This window comes from Iningainema tapete BLCC-T55, from assembly GCF_014698965.1.
GTDB lineage: Bacteria > Cyanobacteriota > Cyanobacteriia > Cyanobacteriales > Nostocaceae > Iningainema > Iningainema tapete.
In genome coordinates this window covers 1-15623 of sequence record NZ_JACXAE010000107.1, presented here as the reverse complement: position 1 = coordinate 15623, position 15623 = coordinate 1, and the positions used below count along the sequence as shown (strand labels likewise).

General features: G+C 42.6%; 14 protein-coding genes. 6 read left to right on the top strand and 8 right to left on the bottom strand.

What is annotated here, in order from left to right:
* Position 1 precedes the first annotated feature (1 nt).
* On the bottom strand, positions 2-265 hold the full coding sequence (locus tag ICL16_RS35475) for a DUF1816 domain-containing protein (RefSeq protein ID WP_190836278.1): 264 nt from the start codon (positions 263-265) through the stop codon (positions 2-4).
* 285 nt (positions 266-550) lie between these two features.
* A complete protein-coding gene (locus ICL16_RS35470) occupies positions 551-2452 on the bottom strand; it encodes a S9 family peptidase (RefSeq protein WP_190836277.1) in 1902 nt (633 codons plus the stop codon).
* A 199-nt stretch (positions 2453-2651) separates the two neighbouring features.
* On the opposite strand from ICL16_RS35470, the gene lepB reads away from it, so the two are divergent.
* Positions 2652-3269 carry a signal peptidase I gene (gene lepB, locus ICL16_RS35465; protein WP_190836276.1) on the top strand — a complete coding sequence of 206 codons (618 nt, stop codon included), beginning with the start codon at positions 2652-2654 and terminating at the stop codon, positions 3267-3269.
* A 34-nt stretch (positions 3270-3303) separates the two neighbouring features.
* On the opposite strand, the gene ICL16_RS35460 is transcribed toward lepB, so the two are convergent.
* Together ICL16_RS35460 and ICL16_RS35455 are read right to left on the bottom strand one after the other, a co-directional pair.
* The gene (locus ICL16_RS35460) at positions 3304-3819 is read right to left on the bottom strand and encodes a ComEA family DNA-binding protein (RefSeq protein WP_190836275.1); all 516 of its coding nucleotides are present in this window, start codon (positions 3817-3819) and stop codon (positions 3304-3306) included.
* 10 nt (positions 3820-3829) lie between these two features.
* Entirely contained in the window at positions 3830-4201 is a 372-nt protein-coding gene (locus ICL16_RS35455; protein ID WP_190836333.1) for an NINE protein, read from the bottom strand.
* A 185-nt stretch (positions 4202-4386) separates the two neighbouring features.
* On the opposite strand from ICL16_RS35455, the gene ICL16_RS35450 reads away from it, so the two are divergent.
* Complete coding sequence (locus tag ICL16_RS35450; RefSeq protein ID WP_190836274.1) at positions 4387-4710, top strand: DUF1825 family protein; 324 nt, start codon at positions 4387-4389, stop codon at positions 4708-4710.
* A 39-nt stretch (positions 4711-4749) separates the two neighbouring features.
* Here the strand turns inward: ICL16_RS35450 and ICL16_RS35445 are convergent, their stop codons facing one another.
* Positions 4750-6672, bottom strand: a complete 1923-nt coding sequence (locus tag ICL16_RS35445) for a PBP1A family penicillin-binding protein (RefSeq protein ID WP_190836273.1) — start codon at positions 6670-6672, stop codon at positions 4750-4752.
* A 113-nt stretch (positions 6673-6785) separates the two neighbouring features.
* Between ICL16_RS35445 and tyrS the strand changes: the two genes are divergently transcribed.
* The 3 genes from tyrS to ICL16_RS35430 all read left to right on the top strand — a co-directional run bounded on the left by tyrS (position 6786) and on the right by ICL16_RS35430 (position 9406).
* Positions 6786-8036, top strand: coding sequence for a tyrosine--tRNA ligase (gene tyrS, locus ICL16_RS35440; RefSeq protein ID WP_190836272.1), 1251 nt, complete (start codon positions 6786-6788; stop codon positions 8034-8036).
* 66 nt (positions 8037-8102) lie between these two features.
* Positions 8103-8822: an orotidine-5'-phosphate decarboxylase gene (gene pyrF, locus ICL16_RS35435; protein ID WP_190836271.1), complete on the top strand. Its 720-nt coding sequence runs from the start codon at positions 8103-8105 to the stop codon at positions 8820-8822.
* A complete protein-coding gene (locus ICL16_RS35430; protein WP_190836270.1) occupies positions 8819-9406 on the top strand; it encodes a hypothetical protein in 588 nt (195 codons plus the stop codon). The genes pyrF and ICL16_RS35430 overlap by 4 nt, the downstream gene beginning before the upstream one ends.
* A 5-nt stretch (positions 9407-9411) precedes the next feature.
* Here ICL16_RS35430 and ICL16_RS35425 read toward each other — a convergent pair whose 3' ends face one another.
* The 3 genes from ICL16_RS35425 to ICL16_RS47485 form a co-directional block, all read right to left on the bottom strand.
* Entirely contained in the window at positions 9412-9711 is a 300-nt protein-coding gene (locus ICL16_RS35425) for a hypothetical protein (protein ID WP_190836269.1), read from the bottom strand.
* Positions 9712-10218: 507 nt separating this feature from the next.
* Positions 10219-10917 carry a M48 family metallopeptidase gene (locus ICL16_RS35420; RefSeq protein ID WP_190836268.1) on the bottom strand — a complete coding sequence of 233 codons (699 nt, stop codon included), beginning with the start codon at positions 10915-10917 and terminating at the stop codon, positions 10219-10221.
* Positions 10910-14371, bottom strand: coding sequence for a type I restriction endonuclease subunit R (locus ICL16_RS47485; RefSeq protein ID WP_337907190.1), 3462 nt, complete (start codon positions 14369-14371; stop codon positions 10910-10912). The genes ICL16_RS35420 and ICL16_RS47485 overlap by 8 nt, the downstream gene beginning before the upstream one ends.
* A 270-nt stretch (positions 14372-14641) precedes the next feature.
* Here ICL16_RS47485 and ICL16_RS35410 point away from each other — a divergent pair, with 270 nt between their 5' ends.
* Positions 14642-15484, top strand: a complete 843-nt coding sequence (locus ICL16_RS35410; RefSeq protein ID WP_190836267.1) for a hypothetical protein — start codon at positions 14642-14644, stop codon at positions 15482-15484.
* The last annotated feature ends 139 nt before the right edge of the window (positions 15485-15623 follow it).

Sequence of the window (15623 nt, the reverse complement as noted above, 5' to 3'; positions counted from 1 at the left end):
TTCAACACAGTTCAGTTAATTGTATGCTCTCTACCAATTCATCTTCACAAGCAGTTAAGTAATTTGGCTTGTACCACTTAATGTGAACAGCAATTCCTTCGGCTCCCTCTTGTGCTAAATCCTCTATGTAGCCAGCTTGAGCAATATCGGCTAACTTAGCATGTTCAAAAGGACCAAAATAATAGCTACACCGAGGCTTTTCTGTGACAATTTCTACCCACCAAGCTAAGTCCAACGAATCTTGAATGATTTCTGCTAACTGCATAAGATTTTCCCTGATTACTACCGCTATTGAAGAATTTCCGCCAACTTATTCAGGTTTTTTTCTGATTTCTTAAGCCGGACGATTTGAAATTAAAGATGCCTAAAATCTGTTAGCAATAATGTTAAATTCTGCTCTCAGCCTATAAAAACTTATCGGGAAATAAAAGTAGGAGATCTACCCAATCAATAGGGTAGATCTCCTTTAGTTTTGTTCAGTTGATAGTTTTTTTAATTCTCAAGATCCCCGACAACTTTTACGAAGTCGGGGATCTATGGAATCTATGACTCACCTAATCACACCTGAATGACCGGGAATATCTCCCATCGGTTCAAATCTACCACCTAAGTATTTAGCTAAAAACTCCTCAGTGATAGCAAAGAAGTGGAGACGATTTTCAGGTCGAGCAAAACCGTGTCCTTCATCGGGGTAAAGGACGTATTCTACTGGTAAGTTGCGTTGACGCATTGCATTAACAATTTGGTCGCTTTCTGCTTGTTTTACCCTGGGATCGTTAGCACCTTGACCAATTAGCAATGGTTTTTGAATCCTGTCAATGAAAAATAGTGGCGATCGCGATTTCAAAAACTCTTCTTCTGTTTCCAAGTTCCCCACTCGATGGTATAACATTGCTCTGAGTGGTTCCCAATAAGGTGGGATAGTTTCTATTAGTGTAATTAGGCTACTAGGACCAACAATATCTACACCAGCAGCAAACACTTCTGGAGTAAATGTCAATCCTACTAAAGTAGCATAACCACCATAAGAACCACCCATAATCGCAATCTTTTTCGGGTCAGCAATGCCTTGTGCCACCAACCAGTTAACTCCATCAATCAAGTCATCGTGCATTTTTCCAGCCCATTCACGATTTCCGGCGTTAAGGAATGCTTTACCGTAGCCAGTAGAACCGCGATAATTGACTTGCAAAACGGCGTAACCTCTGTTAGCCAACCATTGAACTACCGAATCATAACCCCAAGTGTCTCTGACCCAAGGACCACCATGAACTAGCAGCACTGTTGGCAAGTTTTGAGCGGGAATTCCTACTGGTTTTGTTAAATATCCGTGTATTTCTAAACCATCCCGCGCATTATAGCATATAGGTTGCATTGAGGCAAGTTGTAATCCTTCGAGTTTAGGTTGATTGCTGAATAAGAAAGTGCTGGTTTTGGATTCGCGATTGTAAGCGTAGTAGTAAACTGGTCCATTGTCGGTTGTGTAAGCAATTAGCCAGTTAAGATCTTCTAAATCACGACTAACAATCATGAACTCCCCAGGACGTACAAGAGCGATCGCCTCAAAATCAGCCGCGATACTTTGATCTAGTATTCGCCATTCTTGTCTATCCTTGTTAAAGGAAACCGCTTGGATTACTCGTGTAATTGGCTGAACCATCACAATCCCAACATCATATTGCTCATCCTCAGCTATAACTGTTTCCTGACGGGTAGCTAAGTCCAAAGCTAATAGACGCATGGCGTTGGCATCATGATTGCCCTCAATATAGAGTTTTTTGCCATCAGCACTAAAGATAATTGAAGCGCCTTCCTCATTTGGTCCCCAGTGGCGCAAAACTTCCCACGCTTGATCGTTTTCCTTGTATAAAAGATCAGAACCGCCATCAGGTGTAGTAGCTGTTGCAGCCCGGATAATAAATGTTGCATCAGCTTGCCAACTGACAATATTACCTGGGTTGTCGGTATCAAATTCAACTGCACCATTTCTGAGGTTAACTCGGTAAACGTCGCTCTTTTGGGGATCTTTGAGATTCATCTCCACTAGTAGTTGATCGGGAAATTTGGGATCAAGTTCTACAGGATTGGCTTTTACACCTTGAAACGGCGTTAAATCACGCACAATCTCTTTTCCCGGCTCAGTTTGGGAATGGTGAATAGTAACCAAATACAGGTGAAAGTTCTCATCCCCATCCGAGTCTTGCATGTAAACTAGTTGATCAACGTTGTAAGTCCAGAAGAAAATATGGATACCACGCTTTTTATCGGCAGTTAGTATACGATCATCTTGTTGTCCCACAGTTCGGAGCCACACTTGTAGAACATTTTGCTCATCGGGAGCAATATAAGCCAAGTACTTACCATCTGGCGACAGTTTTGGACTAATTCTTTCTGGATTGCCAAAAAGAATTTCACGCTCAATTAGCGGTGGTAATGAGGATGTTGGTTGCATGATTGTTAGTAGTAAACTATTTTTACGTTACTACTAGTTCTCGCAAAGCGGAAAAATGCGTATTTTTACTAGGAAAAAGCCATATATAATACTTTTGACTTTTGACTTTTGACTTTTGACGAACCCGAAGGGGCGGTTGGTGTACTTTTAAAGTCACAATAAAAGGACTTTGTCTCATCTAAATTGCTTGAAAACTTATATGAATCCTCCGCAACGTGATGCAAAAGAAGCTTCTGTGTCGTCGCTTCCGCAGCCAACTAATGTCAAAAAAGCTTCTGTGTCGTCGCAGCAATGGCAGCGTAGTGTACGAGAAAATCTCATTTTAATTGTGATCGCCTTATGCCTAGCGCTGTTTATTCGGACTTTTGTGGCTGAACCCCGCTTCATTCCATCAGATTCAATGTTACCAACATTACATACAGGCGATCGCTTAGTAGTGGAAAAAATCTCCTACCTTATTCACCCCCCACAATTAGGCGATATCGTTGTGTTTCAGCCACCAACCGAACTACAACGCCGAGGATATCACAAAGACCAAGCCTTTATTAAGCGCGTGATTGGCAAACCCAAAGATGTAGTGAGCATTGCTAATGGTAAAGTTTACCTCAACGGTCAACCCCTGCAAGAAGACTATATTGCGGAACCACCAGAATTACCCATGCGCTCAAGGGTAGTTCCCAACGATGAATTTTTTGTTTTGGGAGATAATCGTAATGATAGTAACGATTCTCGTTACTGGGGTTTTTTACCGAGAAAAAACATTATTGGTAGGGCGGTATTTCGTTTTTGGCCCCTTGAACGCATCGGTTTGATTTAAAATTGTAGAGACGTTCCGCCGGAACGTCTCTACGTTAGAATCGTAGATAATACATTAATTGGGCGATCGCATCACCTGATAAATTGAGACGACGCTGAAAATCAACCAAATTACGGTATGTTCCTGCTGACAAACGATTTTCCACCACTGCTTGTGCCAGGGACAAATCAATAAACGGCACTTTTACTAAACTTTCAACTGTTGCCGTGTTAGGGTTGACAACATGGCTAGAATTTAAAACTGCTTCATCGTAATAACTAAAATTGAGAATCGGAGTTACTGGCTCTAACCTTTGTACTGGCATACCCAAAGCAGCTGCCACATCTTCTATGCAGTAAAACCTTACCCCTGTATGAGCAAGTTCTACCAAAAGCCGTGCTTGGTGAATTGATAAACCAGGTAAACGCAACCAATCATCTACAGTCGCGTTGTTAGCATCAATTTGAATACCTAATTGCGCCGCCATGACAATTTCTTCCCTAGATTGTAGTCGGTAATAGGGGTCATTGAGAAGCTTAGAGCGCAATTTGTGCCACCTAGAATTTAACATTTGTGCTTACTCAAGAAATTTGGTCTAGTAAATGGCGTCGCTTTTGTTCAAATTCATACTCAGTAATTAGTCCATCCTGACGTAAAGCATCTAACTCGCGTAAAGCTTCCGCAATAGTACTCACCTGTGCGGCTGGTTGTACGGTTCTGGTAGCTGTTTTGCCCATGTTAAAATTGCGATCAAAAGCTTGTTCGTCTTGAGCTAAATACCAAACTCCTTCAATAGCGCTAGCTACTTTGGGAATGGGAGTCCAAGAAAGCAGTACGTAAACTAGACCCCACAGTGGCTGGCCGAGATAAAATTTGTGTAAACCGGAAATTGTCAGCGTACCAGAAAAAGCTAAAATTGCCGCAACGCTTCGGCTTTTTCGTTGATTAAACATATTCATAAAAAATTTACTATTATTATAATTTGTTTCCCGTCAAGTGTGGAAATTTGGTAATCAACCGTACTCTAAGAGAAGCTAGTTTGCCTCAAGAGTTACCTAAACTAGAATAAGGCTAATGATAAAAGTGTGATATTAAATGAGATCTGCTGAGCTTTACCGCTCAGTTAAATATAAGCGATATGGGATTCTTTGATTCTGAAATAGTTCAGCACGAAGCAAAGCAGTTATTTGAGGACTATCAAGCACTGATCAAGCTTGGTAGTAGTTATGGTAAATTTGACCGCGAGGGCAAAAAGCTGTTTATTGAGCAAATGTCCGCCATGATGGAGCGCTATCGCGTCTTCATGAAGCGCTTTGAGCTATCAGAAGATTTTATGGCACAAATGACAGTACAGCAACTAAAAACTCAACTTAGTCAGTTTGGTGTTACTCCTCAACAGATGTTTGACCAGATGAATCTTACCCTAGAAAGGATGAAAAGCGAATTAGAAAAACAACCTTGAAAGACGCGCCATGGCGCGTCTCTACAGGAACTGATAACACTAATTTGACTTCGGACGGCGGAACTTGTTTGGAGACTTAAAGTCTTCCACAGGTACATTCTTTAAGGCTTGGTTCATAAAACTGCGCCAGATTGGGGCTACCATCACACCACCAGTCGCACCTCGACTTAAGGTTTTATTGTCGTCCCTACCAACCCAGACTGCAGTTGTCAATTGTGGTACAGTACCAACAAACCAAATATCCTTTTCTGATGAAGTTGTACCTGTCTTACCTGCAGCGGGACGACCAATTGCGGCATTTTTACCTGTACCCTCAGTAATTACCGCTCGCATCACATCAATAACTGCTGCTGAAGCCCAAGGATCTAGAACTTGTTGGGGTTTAGGTGTATTGTCAAGCAATACATTGCCACTGCTATCGGTGACACGAACAATTACCGTTGCCGGAGACTGCCAACCGTAATTAGCAAATGTTGCATAAGCACTAGCCATTTCCAATGGAGTCATGCCGATCGCACCCAAAGGCAAGGAAGTTACAGGTTCCATCGGACTCATGATCCCCAAAGTGCGGCAAATTTCCACAACTTTATTCATGCCCACAGTTTTACCAAGCTTAATGACGGGAATGTTCCGAGACTGGGCTAGAGCATAGCGAATTGACATTGCGCCGCCAAAGCTACCATCATAGTTCTTCGGAAAGTACCAAGCGTCACCATCTCTATACCGTACTGGAGTATCATAAACTGTGGAGTACGGTCCATATCTACCACTAGCAAAGGCTGCGTAGTAAACAAACGGCTTGAAAGCTGAACCTGGCTGACGCAGGGCTTGGGTAGCGCGGTTGAATTCACTAGTTTTGGCATCTACGCCCCCAACTAGCGCTTTGATATAATGAGTACGAGGATCAATTGCTACTAGAGCGATTTGATTTTTGTACAATCCTTGTCCTAGTAATCTTCCATGCCAAGTTTTGACAGTTTGTTCTGCCATTGCTTGGAATTTGGTATCTACGGTAGTTTGTACGCGCATCCCACCTTTAAGCAGTGCTTCACGTCCAAACTTTTTCGCTATTTCCTGGGCTACCGCATTTGTGACGTAAGGTAAAGCACTGCCTTGGAAAGAGCGAATTTTGCCCAGTTTGATTTTTTCCTTGAGGGCATCATCGTACTCTTTCTGTGTAATCCAGCCCAAAGACAACATCCGTCCCAACACTTCCTTTTGTTGGAATTTTGCCTTATCCATGTGAATAAATGGGCTGTATTCTTCTGGTGCTTGGATTAAACCCGCCATCATCGCCGACTCAGCTAAGGTTAAATATTCGGCTGACTTATTAAAGTAACTGCGTGCTGCGGTTTGTACACCATAATTGTTATGTCCCCAATAAACTTGGTTGAGGTACATTTCCAAAATTTGGTCTTTGGGCAATATTTGTTCTAAACGAATTGCCAGTACAGCTTCTGCGATCTTACGGGTAAATTCCCGTCGCCGAGACAAAAAGAGATTTTTTACCAACTGCATGGTGATGGTTGAACCACCTTCTCTTACTCCTCCTGCTGTCCAGTTGGTTAACACAGCACGTCCAACGCCTTTGGGGTTAATGCCGTGGTGAGAGAAAAAATCGCTATCTTCGCTTGCTAATACTGCTCGCTTCAAATGTGGAGAAATTTTGTCTAGGGCTATTACTTCCCGGTTAGCTTCTCCGTGAATACTTGTTAAAAGTTTACCTTTAATGTCGTAGATGTAAGTCGTTTCTGACGGAAAGTAGTTACGTAGCTGTCTTACATCTGGCAAATTACGGAAACTAACGGCTAAGCCAACTAGTCCTCCCGCTACAATGGAACTAGTCAGCATAGTGAGGGATAACAGAGTACCACCTGCTACCTGACCTACTCCTTTGAGGAATTCAAAGCCTGATGAAGCCTGAGGTTGGGGCTGCTTATCTTCAAAAGTTCTGGACGACACGGCGATTCACTTCCTCACTTTGAAAAAGTATAAGTGTATCTGGGCGCGTAAAGCATGGCAGTTATTTTTGCAATTATATTAGTTTGGCACAGAACAAAGCAGACAATTTGCCAATGACTATCACAACACCTACTTCTATAGTGCAAAGTATAGTTAATAGTCAATCTCTTAGTATGACGCAAAATTTTTCTTGGCTGTATCGTGGTACGGCTGAAATTTTCCCACAACAAACAGTAGTTGAAAATCTTAGCCCTGATTCTGAAACTGATCAGGAAAGTCTCGAAAATCTGTTGGCGAATTCTCATCGCCCTTTACGGGTTAAATATGGAATTGACCCTACAGGTGCAGAAATTCATCTCGGTCATAGCATACCTATGCGGAAATTGCGAGCTTTTCAAGATGCTGGTCATACGGCAGTACTAATTATCGGTGATTTTACAGCTCGCATTGGCGATCCAACAGGTAAATCGGAAGTGCGTCGTCAACTAACTGAAGCTGATGTGGCACAAAACGCCCAAACCTATCTTGACCAAGTGCGACCTATATTGGATTTTGACACACCAGGAAGGTTAGAGGTACGTTATAACTCCCAATGGCTCTCTGTGCTTGATTTGAGCAAAATTATGGAGTTGCTTTCTACTATGACTGTGAGTCAAATGTTGGCGAAGGAAGGTTTTGCTGAACGTTATAAAAAAGAAAGTCCGATTTTTCTTCATGAATTTTTGTATCCTTTGATGCAAGGCTATGATTCGGTTGCTGTTCATGCGGATGTAGAATTAGGTGGGACAGACCAGAAGTTTAACATAGCTGTGGGCAGAGATTTGCAACGTCATTTTGGGCAAAAAGCTCAGTATGGATTGCTACTCCCTATTTTAATTGGCATTGATGGTGAGCAAAAAATGTCTAAGTCCTTGGGTAATTATGTGGGTTTGTTAGAGCATCCGTTTAAAATGTACCAAAAATTACAGCAGGTTCCGGACAAGTTGTTGTCACAGTATTTTGAATTACTCACAAATTTACATGAGGCACAACTCCCAGATAGTCCACGCGATCGCCAAAAACTACTAGCACAAACAGTCGTCAAGCAGTATCATGGCGAAAAAGTTCTTGATGAAATTGAAGGCGGTGAAGTTCCTGAATTTTCTCTGTCTGGGGTACAATTTCCCGCTAAGTTGTCCTACATTCTTAGTGCCAGCGGTTTGTGCAAAAGTAATTCAGAAGCAAGACGGAAAATTCAAGAACTTGGGGTGCGTTTAGATGGCGATCGCCAAACTGATGTGGAAACAACTTTTGCCGCAGGTAGTGAATTATTTGGGCGAGTTTTGCAAGTGGGTAAGAACAAGTTTGTTCGACTCGTACCTTAATGGAATTGTTTGTAGTAAGCGCTTAAGCGCTCACTACGAGCCTAAAAAGAGCGTTAACAATTAACAATGAACACCGAGCAAAAAATCATAGTACCTTTAGATGTGTCTACTTTAGAGGAAGCTCTCGCCCTAGTGGAGAGGTTAGAGCAAGTTAGTTTTTGGAAAGTTGGTTTGGAGTTGTTTGTTAGTTGTGGACCAAAAATTTTGGAGGTACTTAAATCTAAGTCGAAGCGCATTTTCTTAGATTTGAAGTTTCACGACATCCCCAATACAGTTAGGGGTGCTTGTCGTGCTGCTGCTAGTTATGGCGTTGATTTATTGACAATTCATGCGACATGTGGTAAAGATGCTATGAAAGCAGCAACAGAAGCTGTACAAGAAGGAGCTTCACTTGCTGGTGTGAAACCACCAAAGTTGATTGCAATTTCATTGTTAACCAGTATTTCTTCCCGGCAATTGGCGTTTGATTTAAAGATTCCCCTAGAATTGCCAGAGTATGTCTTGTCGATGGCGTTAATGGCTCAAGAGGTGGGTTTGGATGGCGCTGTTTGTTCTCCTCAAGAGGTGGCACAGTTACGGCAAACTTGTGGGGATGACTTTTTGCTGGTTTGTCCAGGAGTACGTCCAATTTGGGCTGAGTCCGGGGATCAAGCGCGATCGCTGACACCTGCCCAAGCACTCAAAGCCGGAGCCGATTACCTCGTGATTGGACGTCCCATCACTGCCGCAGCAAATCCAGACAGAGCTTGGGAGAAGATTTGTGAGGAGATAGCTACAAGTACATGAAGTCAGCACTCAGCAAAATAAAGTATGGCTTGTGGCTGATTTGTTGTAGCTTTTTACTCTCGTTCCCAGTCTCAGTTTGGGGACAAGTACAAGGAGGCTCAGCCTCCTGCTCACAACAAAATATAGAAACATTAACTACCCAGCTTTTGCGAGATTTACCTAGCTATGCTAATCGTGCCACCCAACGTGGTCGCCGATTGAGAAGAGCAGGTGCTGGTGCTGATATTTATAGCTATATGTTAGTAGCGGGAAGACCCGAATTTGCACCGTTGCCCCTTAATCCTAGTGGGTATAGCTCAAATATACCCACTACTTCAGATCAAATAGAGCAAGTATTTTTTACTACCTTAGAGCGCCAGTATATAAAAGGCAAACCAGTTCAATTACAGCAATTCCACTGGCTATTTTTAACAAAAACAAACAATGGTTGGCAAATGGTGATGATGTATTCCCAAACTGGTTATTTCCCTGCGAACAAACCGCCTACACCGCCACGCGATAGTAGTAATGGTGACATTGCCCAAGGGATTCAGTTCTGGTTACGCGATTGTCAAGCAGGAAGCTTGCAGAGGCGACGACAATAGCGATTCTAATATCCGCCACTACTAGAGCTGCCACCATCACAACCGCCTCCACTAGAGCCACCGCCATCAAAGCCGCCACTGCTAGAGCCACCGTCACAGTTACTACTGTTATCTGAGCCACTAACTCCACCACTATCAGAGCTACTGCTACTGTAATCTCCGCCTACTGCACCGCTGTAAAAATTGTTATCGCTATTAGTAGAATGGTTACGATTGCTTCTACGACTTTTAGAGGAACGCTTTTGAGCGCTAGCAACAACTAGCACCACAACTACAACTAGAAAGAATACGAAAAAGCCCAACATCAGCCTTCTCCTTGGTAATTACAAAATACCCTATAAGGGTATTTCTACACGAGCCAAGCCTGCCTCCGCAGGCTATAAGAATTTATGTCTTATTAAATTCTTAATATAAACAACAACAACATCGTTGAAAATTAAGGGCATTTTAGAACGCTGTAGAAATGACATAGCTATTTATTCAACAACGTATACAAGGAAGAGACTTAAATGAAAAAGCCCGATGGTAATGAGCGAAGCAATGTCGTCAAACATCATAACGCGCTCAGAAAGTCATCAACAATCTGCAACGATGTAGAAAATGTAAATAACGTAAAATGCTTATTATGTATACATTTTTGTTGTTTTAAACGACATAAAAATTTTTAGCCTGCCTCCGCAGGCTTGGTTTTTTTAGCCCCAGCATTCTATGCTGAGGGCTATATGCCAAAACGAGATACTCCTATTAGCTACCAATTGAAGTGACAGGATTCCTGAATTTCGCCAAACTTTTTTTGGTAAAGCACTCAAAGCTTATAATCTAAAACGACTACCATTTTCAGCTAACCACTGCTTACGTGCTGCAAAATCTGGCATCGCACGCTCTATAGACTTCCAAAAACTGGTGTTGTGATCGGGTTCGTGTAAATGCACTAACTCATGAACAACAATGTATTCGATAATTCGTGGTGGTAGTAGTATAGTTAGCCAGTGAAAGTAAATATTTCCGTTACTACCACATGACCCCCAACGAAAGCCAAGGTCGCGGACTTGTATTATTCTAGGGATAACGCCAATCCTTGGTGCTAAGAGATTGACTTGACGCTTTAGCCAAAGTTGGGCGTGTTCGGTGTACCAATGAGTGAAATACTTTTTTGCATAGCTTAGTTCATCAGACTTCAGCATGAATCGACCTTGATGAAGGCGTAGAGGAGTTGAGGATGATGGTGGGATTAGTAACAGTCTATAGCTTCGACCTAGATAATAAAATCCTTCACCATTCACAAATTCTTTTTCTGACCGATTTTGGAAGAGTAATTCTTTTTGTGCTAGTTTTGTGTAAATCCAAAAGCGTTTTTCCTCGGCAATTTGCTCAATCACTTCTAGAGGACAGTCAACAGGGGCTTTTAAGATAAGTTCGCCATCACGATCAACAGTGATGCCTACTGTTTTACGTTGATCGCTGCGCTGCAAAACAAAGTATAAGTCATCTATGACCACAGACTCACTCATTTGTCAACCGTGCATGTAGGGTTTTAGCTAGTTCGAGGATACGATCGCTCACCGCCTGCTGCCTTTGAAAAGGTATCACATCATGGTCATCTAAGAAACGGACAATCCACCCCCGCAATACGTTTTGAGCATGGGTATTACGCCAGAAGTCCACTATCCGAATTTCCCGACGGATTTGTTCCACCATAGACACAGTAATTGCTGCCAGTTTGTCAAGTTCTGTTTTAGGCAGTTCACCGTCTACGCTGATTTCTTCTACTAAAATGCCTAAAAAAGGTGCTTGAGTCTTGGCGTCAAGTCCAGTTACATCTGATGGGCGTCCTTGCCGTAAATCTTGAGTAAAATGACGTAAGGTTTCCACCAATTCTGCCCAGTTATCCTGAAAATTTTCTAAAATTTCTTCTAACCTTTGGCTTAATTTTTTGTAATAAACTGGGTCTTCTGGGAAGTGTTTGCTGATATGGTATCGGGCAGCGTGTTCCATTTCAGAAGCTTTTGCCCGGTTTGAGGTACGAGCATTAACAGCACTTTCAAACTCAGCATCCATAATGGAAATGGGTGGGACTTGGGGATCTATGCCCTTGGCTACAATATAATGGTCAATCAGCTGCCGCACCTTATTTCCCATGCCGAAAAGATTGAGTTGAGAGTCGCGGTACAGGTTAGCAGCTGCTTTGTTTATATAACCAAGAATTTTCGCATCGCGAATGTAAGGTAATGCATCTGGGCGGGGCATAACAATATCAAGGCTTTCTAGGAATTGCTTTAACTTCACTACAAACTCTGCACGAATTTTCATATCTTGTAGTAAATCGATACAAGCATCCACATCGGCGATATCCAGAATACCTCTTCCTTGGAAAACTGCCAGCACTCGTTGATGGCGCGTGTTCAACTTTGGTAATTCATCCTTAAGGCTGACTAAAGCTCCTTGAATATCTTCAGCACTATAAACATTCAAAGCTTCTTTAAGATGTCGGGCAACACCGTAGTAATCTACAACAAAACCACAGGATTTATTGGAGTAGGTACGATTGACACGGGCGCAAGCTTGCAGTAGCTCATGCCCTTGCATCATCCGATCCAAATAAAGAACTTGCTCAATAGGAGCATCAAAGCCTGTTAGCAGCATACTCTTGACGATGAGAAAAGCCAGATTATCAAGTTTTGCTGGGTCGGGATGCACCAGTGGTTTTTTAAAGCGGTTGATGTATTCCTCTACCTTGGCTTTGTCACTCCACTGCTTCCAAGTTGGATCATCATTGTGGCTACCAGAAATTACTGTGGCAAATTCTAATCGTTTGATTTGCTCTAGTCGAGAATAAGCACGACTTAAAAAGCCTGCCGATTTTGGATTTGTTTCCCACTCTCGTGTTTCAAGATTTTGAGCTACTTTATAAAGCTCAAAGTTTTCTAATTGCGTTACCAGTTTTTGCTGTGCAGCTACCAAGGCTTGTTGATAGCGCACGGCGGCGAGGCGACTGCTGGCAACAATTTGGGCTTTGAATCCATTGGGTAAAACAGTATCAATATAATGGCGCAGCATATCTTCGGCTTTGGCGGCGATTAGCTTTGGCGCTTCGAGAACATTGCCTTGTGTGGCGTATTTAGCACGGATGGCTGCTAACTCTTCGGGAGTGCGGTTGCGAAACATATCCTCAAAGAGTTGATCTAGAGAACGTCCATCTGCTACCTCTGCCTCAGCAGTGCGTCCTTCGTAGATAATTGGTACAGTTGCCCCATCTGCCTCTGATTGTTGAATGGTGTAGCGGTCAATAAACTCACCAAAAATTTCGTAGGTACGCTTGCGTTCTCCCACCAAAATGGGAGTTCCTGTGAAGCCAATTTTCGCACAGTTGGGTAGCGATCGCATCAAATTGGCATGTAACTGACTGCCTTGAGTGCGATGGGCTTCATCCACCAGCACCAAAATATCTTCTGACTCGTTGAGAATAGGAAATTGCTCGGTTTCCGTTATTAGACGGCGTACATTGGGATTAACGTTATAACTAGAAGACTTGTCTGCTGCTTTACGAATAGGACTTTGCTTAGCAGTGGTATATTTCTTTTGCTTCCCACCTTGTTCCCCAGATCCTGCCTGGTAATGCAAAGGCGGCTGGGGGATTTGCTCCCCCCCTCGTTCCCAGGCAGGAGCCTGGGAATGCAAAGGCGGTTGAGGGGGATCTTGGCTCTCCTCATCACGCTGCTGATACTTCTGAATTGTGGCAAAAATGAAATCTGCACCCGATTGTCGCAGCAAACCCTTCAGTTCTTCAGTGTTAGTTGCTCTCAGTACAGTTTCGTTGGTAAGACTTGCAGTACTGCTAAGCTGTCTTTCCAAATCCACTCTATCTGTTACCACAACTACTTTAAAACGTCGTAGTACTGGTAAATTCCTCAGCTTCCGCACCAAGAACACCATCGTCAAGCTTTTGCCTGAGCCTTGTGTGTGCCATATAATACCTCCACGTTGGTCGCTTTCGCCATGTTGTTGACGAGTTTGACCTTGCTGCAAGCGCCGAATTGCCTGTTGTACAGCACGAAACTGCTGGTAACGAGCGACGATTTTGATTGTCTTGCCACCCGATTGATGGAACAGGGTAAAATTACGAACAATGTCAAGCAAGTGTTCCGGACGCAGCATTCCCGCAACTAAGATTTGCTGGCTAGTTAATTTTGTTACTCCTAATTGGGCTGCCACTTGCGCCATTGGGATAGGATTAGTGTCTTTCCATTCCAGATAATGTTCGTAGGATGCGCCAATTGTGCCAACTTTTGCTTTGTAAAAAAAGGTAGAAATCAAGAATTGGTTGTAATGAAAAAGTTTTTCTGCGCCTTCCGAGTCTTCAATTTCTTCCCGTTGGTTAGAGTAGCGCCGCAATTGGGTAATTCCTTCAGCCATTGGTTCGGTTGCGGTAGGGTTTTTGCACTCAATTACTACTAGTGGGATGCCATTTACAAATAAAACAATATCGGGAACAATGTAAGTTCGACCACCAGGAACATCTACGCGAAACTGGTTGATGATTAAAAAGTCATTGCGTTCTGGATGGTCAAAATCAATGTATCGCACCGTCTGAATTCTACCGTCACGTTGGCGATCGCTTCTTGAACCCGCCCTCCGAGCGTCTAAGCCTTCTACCACAGTTCCTTTAAGTAGTAAATCGGTGGCTACCTGATTGGCTTCCATCAGTTTGGCAGTTCCCAACCGTTGTAGCGCACCAATAGCAGTGTTGATTCGCCCATCATCAAGCCAATTTTGCCCATTATCATCAAGATTAATTTTGCGGATGGCGTTGTGCAGTCTCTCAGTTAGCAGCACTTCCCTAAAGCTTTGCCGTTCACTCAGGTAAGGAACATTGATGTCACCCTCGATATGTTGCCAACCCATAAGTTTGAGTTGGTTAATTAGGGGTAGTTCAACCTGGGTATACTCATTAATTATGTGTATCACGATGCACCTCCTGCTCCATCCGCATCTATATTAAGCTGTTTGGCAGATAATTTAGCTGCGTCTTCTCGTTCCCACGCTCTCGTCTTCTCGTTCCCACGCAGAGCGTGGGAATGCATTCAGGAGGCTCCGCCTCTAATTAACAGTACGCTCTTAGCAGTGTAAAGCACCATAATTTAGCGGTGCGTTACGGCGCAGAACATGATTAATTGTAATTATAATTACATATTATCTGCGCCTAACGCACCCTACGGTAAAATTACGAATAACACTATGAGTGGATTATATCAAATATTACAAAAAATTAAAGATGAACCGGAAATATACATAGAACAGCCTTCACTCAGTATTTTGCGAATGTTTTTAGTTGGTTATGAATTTGCTCAGAGTGAATTAGACATTGACACGACAGATTTAGAATTAGATTTCCATGAAAATTTTCATTCTTGGATTGAGAAAAAACATAACCTGCGTACATCTAATTCATGGGCAAACATCATAATGCCATACACCATAAATGAGCGGGAAGGTTTTCAATCTTTCTTTAAATTATTAGATGAGTTTTTACAACGAGATAAAGAGTTAGAAAAGAAGTTAGAAGCTGAGAAAGTAAAGCAAACAATTGAGATAAATAAAACGCAGGAAATACCTCAGAACTTGGGAGTTAGATTATATGAAGTTTTAGAAAAGATTAAACCTAGACCGGGGATGTACATTGGCAGTGCATCACTAACTGCTTTGTACTGGTTTTTACGCGGTTATGAATGTGCGAGGAGAGAATTAGGAATAGAAGCAACAGCAGCAGAAAAGGAATTTCATAGTAAATTTCAGCCTTGGTTGCAAAAAAGATTTAATTTGCAAACTGATAACTCATGGGCTAAAATAATTCTCTTATTTTCTGTTAATGAAAAAGAAGCTTTAAATTCTTTTTATAAGCTGCTGGATGAGTTTAAATATCGGGATGTAAGTGTAGATGCTGCTCCGCTTGTAGAAGCACAGTTTGAGACTATGTTATTGGAGGGTTTGGAAAGTGGTGAGCCGATTGAGGTGACAGATGAGTGGTGGGAACAAAAACGCGCCCAGTTTGTGCATCGCTTACGGCAGCAAAAGCAATGACACGACTGATTGTGATTACTCCAAGGGCAAGCCAAGATTTATGTTATTAGTAGGCGATCAAACGTAACTTTTCACTCCCCCCCTCAAGCAGCAACGGGAATAGGAGGAGGCAATAATCCCTTACGACCGAGAGCAATTA

Excerpts from the sequence above, each read along its gene's own strand:
- ICL16_RS35475 (WP_190836278.1), bottom strand. The coding sequence starts at position 265 with ATGCAGTTAGCAGAAATCATTCAAGATTCGTTGGACTTAGCTTGGTGG.
- ICL16_RS35470 (WP_190836277.1), bottom strand. The coding sequence starts at position 2,452 with ATGCAACCAACATCCTCATTACCACCGCTAATTGAGCGTGAAATTCTT.
- lepB (WP_190836276.1), top strand. The coding sequence starts at position 2,652 with ATGAATCCTCCGCAACGTGATGCAAAAGAAGCTTCTGTGTCGTCGCTT.
- ICL16_RS35460 (WP_190836275.1), bottom strand. The coding sequence starts at position 3,819 with ATGTTAAATTCTAGGTGGCACAAATTGCGCTCTAAGCTTCTCAATGAC.
- ICL16_RS35455 (WP_190836333.1), bottom strand. The coding sequence starts at position 4,201 with ATGTTTAATCAACGAAAAAGCCGAAGCGTTGCGGCAATTTTAGCTTTT.
- ICL16_RS35450 (WP_190836274.1), top strand. The coding sequence starts at position 4,387 with ATGGGATTCTTTGATTCTGAAATAGTTCAGCACGAAGCAAAGCAGTTA.
- tyrS (WP_190836272.1), top strand. The coding sequence starts at position 6,786 with ATGACTATCACAACACCTACTTCTATAGTGCAAAGTATAGTTAATAGT.
- pyrF (WP_190836271.1), top strand. The coding sequence starts at position 8,103 with ATGAACACCGAGCAAAAAATCATAGTACCTTTAGATGTGTCTACTTTA.
- ICL16_RS35430 (WP_190836270.1), top strand. The coding sequence starts at position 8,819 with ATGAAGTCAGCACTCAGCAAAATAAAGTATGGCTTGTGGCTGATTTGT.
- ICL16_RS35425 (WP_190836269.1), bottom strand. The coding sequence starts at position 9,711 with ATGTTGGGCTTTTTCGTATTCTTTCTAGTTGTAGTTGTGGTGCTAGTT.
- ICL16_RS35420 (WP_190836268.1), bottom strand. The coding sequence starts at position 10,917 with ATGAGTGAGTCTGTGGTCATAGATGACTTATACTTTGTTTTGCAGCGC.
- ICL16_RS35410 (WP_190836267.1), top strand. The coding sequence starts at position 14,642 with ATGAGTGGATTATATCAAATATTACAAAAAATTAAAGATGAACCGGAA.